Source organism: Flavobacterium sp. (assembly GCF_043760115.1).
Taxonomy (GTDB): Bacteria; Bacteroidota; Bacteroidia; order Flavobacteriales; family Flavobacteriaceae; genus Flavobacterium.
Map to the genome: position 1 here is coordinate 1 of NZ_JAYUPK010000111.1, position 6,093 is coordinate 6,093.

A 6,093-nucleotide genomic window follows, 5' to 3' on the forward strand; every position below is an offset into this window, starting at 1 on the left:
TAATTTATGATTTGTTTAATCTCATTATCAAAAACACTTCTTAATTTTACATTGGTTACTTAATATAAATGAGATAGTTATGAAAAATAAAATTAACCTACTGTTTATTTTTTTGATTGTCTCATTTTTTAATTTTGCTCAAACTACAACTTTAAACGAACGTGTTTTAATTGTTCAAAATACAAATAGTCCTATTTCTCTTGCTATTGCAGAAGATTATTCAACTAGAAGAAATGTTACAAAAATACTAACGATTGATTGTTTTGATAGTGCAACAAATTCTGATTACGAGTATATAAATTTTCCAGATTATGTAACTATTATAGAAAATCCTATAAAAGAATATTTAAGTACGCATCCAGAAATTGATTTTATTGTTTTAACTAAAGGAATTCCTATTCATATTTATAATACACCTAATAAACCTTATGGTGGAAATTGTTGTGTTGATAGCAGAATTTCTTCAATAAATTATGAAACTAGTCCAACTTCTAGTATTGTTTCTATTTCCGATATAGATTATGGAAATACTTTTGTTGGTCAAGCTTATGCAAATAAATTTTGGAACAGCACCACACGATTTTCAAATTCAGTTTTTGGAGGATACTTAGTTACGCGTTTAGATGGTTACACTCAAGCTGATGCAATTGCGTTAACCACAAGATCATTGGAAGCAGAAAATAATTTTACAAACGGCATTGTAACTTCTGGAACTATATTACTTGATGCTTGTGCCGATTTTGGTTTTCCAAATGAACCTCAACCCTATTCTATTTATCCTGATAATTACATTTCTGGACAAACTATAAGTATTACAACCGAAGGTCCATATGGATTATATAATTCTGATATGCAAGAATCTTCTACTGATTTATCATCTGCAAATATTCCGGTTCAATTTGATACAGCAAATACGTTTATAGGAAACATTACCAATTTAAAAGGATATATTTCTTGGGGAAGTAATGATACAAATTACAACGCTAATACCTATAATTCATTAGGATTTTCTGTTGGCGCACTTGGAGAAACTGCTGTTTCAACTGGTGGAAGAACTTTTTTACCCACAACTGGAGGACAATCATTAATTGCGAATTTAGTCTCGCAAGGAATTACTGGTGTAAAAGGTTATACAGATGAACCACTTCTTGTTGCAGTTGCATCGCCTAAAATTATTTTTAACCGTTACAGAAATGGTTGGACAATGGCCGAAAGTTTTTATGCAGCGTCAAGATTAGTTGGTTGGATGGATATTGTAATTGGCGATCCAATTTGTAGAGCTTATGCTAGTAATTTGGCTATTTCTAGTTTTGATGAAGATGCATTAATAAGAATTTATCCTAATCCTGCTGAAGAAATTATCTACACATCTAAAAATGAAAATTTTAATTACAAAATTGTTGATAATAACGGAAGGTTAATTCTTGAAGGAATTTTAGAAAATCAACAAATTTCAGTTTCTCAATTAATCACTGGAATCTATTTTATAACTTTTTATAATGATTTAAAATCTGAAACTAAAAAGTTAATAAAAAAATAATTATTCTTCTTTTAAAACTGGTTCTTTTACAATTATAATTTTGGCTTTTACTCCAGTAGTTAAGTTCCAACTGTTGTTAGTAATTACCTTACCATTTTTATCTATTGCAGTAAATTGAGCAGTATTTGGTCCAGATTCTCCTTGATTCAATGCTTCAAATTCTATTTTATTTATGCCTTCTTGCAAGTCAAGATACAATTCTTTAAAACTCGAATCCAATAAAATTTCTTCAACTGCAACTTTATCGTTTAGCCATATTCTAACTCTGTCGCCATCTGGAGCTTCGTGATCTCTACAAGCAATTCTAACCGTTTTAGAATCGCTACTAAACTGACCCAAAAAGGTATCACTTTTAAAACGTTCTTCTACTTTTCCCTCTTTTTTATTAAATTTATCTGCAAATAATTCACTTGCGCTTTTTACCTCATAAATTTTACCTTCTTTTATCTCAACTTTCGGATTTGTAGAAACACTTTTTAAAAGTTCATCTTCTGGTTTTTTATTAAATTGACTTTCAAATTTTAATGCTGGAATGTTAGTTTCTGGCTTTTTTTCTACAACTGGTTTTGGAGCTTCAACTGGTTTTGGTGGAAGTTTTTTAGGTACAATACTAAGTTTAATCTTCTTTTTATTGGTTTCAAATTGTGCTTGAACCGAAAAAGAAAAACTAAATAAAATAAAAACCAGTAAAAATAATTTTTTAGAAATCATTGCGTTACTATACTTATTAGGTTTGTAAAAGTATTTAAAAATTTATAATCAAATACCATTCCTTAACCATACATTAACGCTTTTTTATTGAAATTAGTATAAAAATAGTTTAGATTATAACGTAACAATTTTGACAATAGTGATTCTAAATAGCATAATTATTTAATAAAAAATGAATAACATAATTACTTTACTATCTGTTGGATCATTACTTTTATTACTTTTTTTGGCTTTTGCAAATCCTAATAAAGTCAATACAAAAGCCAATTTTTGGTTTGGATTATTTCTAACGTCAATTTTTATTGTAAATTTAGAAGAGTTTTTTATAATTTTAAATATTGATATAAAAAATCAACTAGTAGTTAATTCTTTTTCTTTACCTGCCAATTTTATTGCTCCATTTTTTTACTTATCTATCTGTTATTTTATTAATCCTAATAGAAAGTGGAAAGCTAAAGATTACTTTCATTTTCTATTTGGAATAGTATTTTTTGCTGTTTTAATTGCAATAACTTTTCTTTTTACAGAAAAAAATGTTTCTAGTGATGATACTGAAATTATTAAAATTGTATCACTATCGTATCAAATTTTAAATTATTCATTTATTCTTCTGCTACTTATTTATGGTTTTTTAACCTATAAAAAATTAAAAAAACACCAACAAAACATTAAAATATTTAGTTCAAATACTGAAAATATTGATTTAAAATGGTTGGAAAATATTGTAATAATTGTTAATGGTTTAATTATAATTTGGATTATAGATATGTTATTTGAAATTTCTTCTCATCATTTTTCACTAATAAATTTCTTTTTATTAATTGGAGTTTTCTTTATTGCTTATGATTTTATAAAACAAAAAGAAATTTATCCATTTTTACCAAATCAAAAAGAAGAAATTATCGAAATTATTGAAGAATTAAATTCATCAGATAGTAGAAAAAAATTAATCTCGGATGAAAAATTGGAAGAAAATAAATCAGAATTATTAAAGATTATGACTTTAAAAAAACCATTTCTTGACTCTGAATTTAGCTTAATAAAATTAGCCAATGAACTACAAACTACGCCACATTTAATTTCTTACACTATCAACAATGGTTTTAATGAAAATTTTTACCAGTTCATTAATAGGTATAGAATTGAAGAATCTAAAAAACTGTTATTAGATCCAAGTAAAAATAATTTAACCTTAATTGGAATTGGATATGAAGTTGGTTTTAATTCTAAATCGGCTTTCAACACAACTTTTAAAAAAATTACAGGAAAAACGCCATCTGAATTTAAAAAAGTTTCTTAAGTGCTACAAATCAACAAATTAAAGTTAGTTCTGATTTATAATTCAAACCTATTTTTACCTATAAAGATTTAATATTTGCAAAAAGAAAAGACAATGTTATATCTAATTGTAAAAATATCAGAAAGTATAGCGAATCTGATAATTAATTATTTAACCATACATTAACATCTGTTGTGTAACAATTGTTTTTCTAAAGAGTCAAATTTGCAATTTAAAATCCAATTTATGATTAGCTTAAAAAAAATCTTTCCATTTTTACTCCTATTTTTTAGTTTCAACTCTTTCTCTCAAGAGAAATTTACTATTAGCGGAACTATTATCGATGCTAAAAATAATGAAACTTTAATTGGAGTAAATATTTTTATTAAAGAGATAAATTCTTTTACAACAACCAACGAATATGGTTTTTATTCAATAACAATTCCCAAAGGAAATTATACAGTTCAAATATCTTATTTAGGATTTAAAACTATAGAAGAAACTATTAATTTAGATAAAAATAGTAAAAGTAATTTCAAAATTTCATCAGAAGATGAAGTATTAGAAGAAGTTGTAATTGATGCAAATAAAAAAGCAACCAACATTAGAAAAGCAGAAATGAGTGTTAACAAACTTTCTATTTCTTCCATAAAAAAAATGCCAGTGGTTCTAGGCGAAGTTGATGTTTTAAAATCTATTTTATTACTACCTGGAGTTACTAATGCTGGCGAAGGTGCATCTGGTTTTAATGTTCGTGGTGGTGGCGCAGATCAAAATTTAATTTTGTTAGACGAAGCCAATATTTTTAATTCATCGCACGTTTTCGGATTTTTCTCAGTTTTTAATCCAGATGCAATAAAAGATTTAAAATTATATAAAGGTGGAATTCCTGCCAAGTTTGGTGGAAGAGCATCATCAGTTTTAGACATTTATCAAAAAGATGGTAGCAGTAAAGGATTTCATATGAATGGCGGAATTGGATTAATTTCTAGTAGATTACTTGCTGAAGGTCCAATTGTAAAAGACAAAGGTTCGTTTTTAATTGGCGGAAGAGCTTCGTATGCACATTTATTTTTAAAATTATCCGAAGAACAAAAAAATAATACGGTTTACTTTTATGATTTAAATGCAAAATTTAGTTATAAATTAAACGCCAACAACAACTTTTACTTGTCTAGTTATTTTGGTAGAGATGTTTTTACCTTAAACAAAAGTTTTTCCAATACTTATGGCAATGCAACTCTTAACTTGCGTTGGAATCATTTATTTTCTGATAAATTATTTTCTAATCTTTCATTAATTTACAGCGATTATTATTACGGATTAACCATTCAAGATGTTGGTTTTAAATGGGATTCTGGCATAAAAAACTACAATTTAAAATACGATTTTAAAAATTACATTTCAGATAATTTAAAATTAAACTATGGTGTAAATGCCATTTATTATAACTTTAATCCAGGAACATTAAAACCAACCGATGCATCATCTGGAATTAGTTTTAAACAATTAGAAAAGAAAAATGCCTTTGAACCAGCATTTTATATTGATGCAGAACAAGAAGTTTCTAAAAAATTATCACTTTCTTATGGTTTGCGTTATAGTTTATTTTACCGTTTAGGTGCGTCAGATATAAATGTGTATCAAGATAACAATCCGGTATTGTATAATCCAAACCAACAAGTGTATGAAACTGCTACACCAATTGGAACAAAATCATTTGAAAAAAATAAATCTATTGCCAATTTTAATAATCTTGAACCAAGAGCAGCAGTTGCATATCAATTAAACGACAATCAATCTGTAAAACTAAGTTACAACAGAATGGTTCAATATTTACAATTAATTTCTAATACTTCATCGCCAACACCATTAGATATTTGGACACCAAGTGATACTTTTATAAAACCTCAAATTGCAGATCAAGTAGCTATTGGTTATTTTAAAAATTTTAAAAACGATATGTATTCACTAGAAATAGAGTCGTTTTATAAAAAAGTTGCTAATAGAATTGACTATATTGATGGTGCCAATTTAATTGCAAACGATGCTATAGAACAAGTAATTCTTAACGGAAGATTGCGAGCTTATGGTTTAGAATTTATGCTTCGCAAAAACGAAGGAAAACTTACAGGTTGGATATCGTATACTTTGTCTAAATCGCAACAACAAACTCCGGGAAGAACGCCACAAGAAGTAGGAATTAACAATGGCGAATGGTACAATTCTGTTTACGATAAAACGCATAATCTTGCCACAACTGCATCGTATAAATTATCAGAAAAATGGACGTTTGGAGCCAATTTTGCCCTGCAAACTGGTCAACCTGTAACTTATCCAAGTGCACAATATCAATATCTTGGTATTACTGTTCCAAGTTATAATTTAAGAAACGAAAATCGTCTTCCTACCTATCATCATTTAGATATTTCTGCAACATTAACTCCAAGAAAAAACAAAGGTAGAAAGTGGCAAAGCGAATGGGTTTTTAGCATTTACAATTTGTACGGTCGTAAAAATGCAGCGTCAATTGGATTTAGACAAAATGCAGAAACTGGAATGA

General features: G+C 27.5%; 4 protein-coding genes. 3 read left to right on the forward strand and 1 reads right to left on the reverse strand.

The window, feature by feature from the left end; all coding sequences use genetic code 11:
- The first annotated feature begins 79 nt into the window (after window positions 1–79).
- A complete protein-coding gene (locus ACH2BC_RS09425; RefSeq protein ID WP_395053744.1) occupies window positions 80–1,540 on the forward strand; it encodes a T9SS type A sorting domain-containing protein in 1,461 nt (486 codons plus the stop codon).
- Here ACH2BC_RS09425 and ACH2BC_RS09430 read toward each other — a convergent pair whose 3' ends face one another.
- A complete protein-coding gene (locus ACH2BC_RS09430) occupies window positions 1,541–2,251 on the reverse strand; it encodes a hypothetical protein (protein WP_395053745.1) in 711 nt (236 codons plus the stop codon).
- Window positions 2,252–2,423: 172 nt separating this feature from the next.
- On the opposite strand from ACH2BC_RS09430, the gene ACH2BC_RS09435 reads away from it, so the two are divergent.
- Together ACH2BC_RS09435 and ACH2BC_RS09440 are read left to right on the forward strand one after the other, a co-directional pair.
- Complete coding sequence (locus tag ACH2BC_RS09435) at window positions 2,424–3,551, forward strand: helix-turn-helix domain-containing protein (RefSeq protein WP_395053746.1); 1,128 nt, start codon at window positions 2,424–2,426, stop codon at window positions 3,549–3,551.
- Window positions 3,552–3,776: 225 nt separating this feature from the next.
- Window positions 3,777–6,093 (forward strand): carboxypeptidase-like regulatory domain-containing protein (locus ACH2BC_RS09440; RefSeq protein ID WP_395053747.1); only part of this gene is annotated, 2,317 nt, incomplete at its 3' end.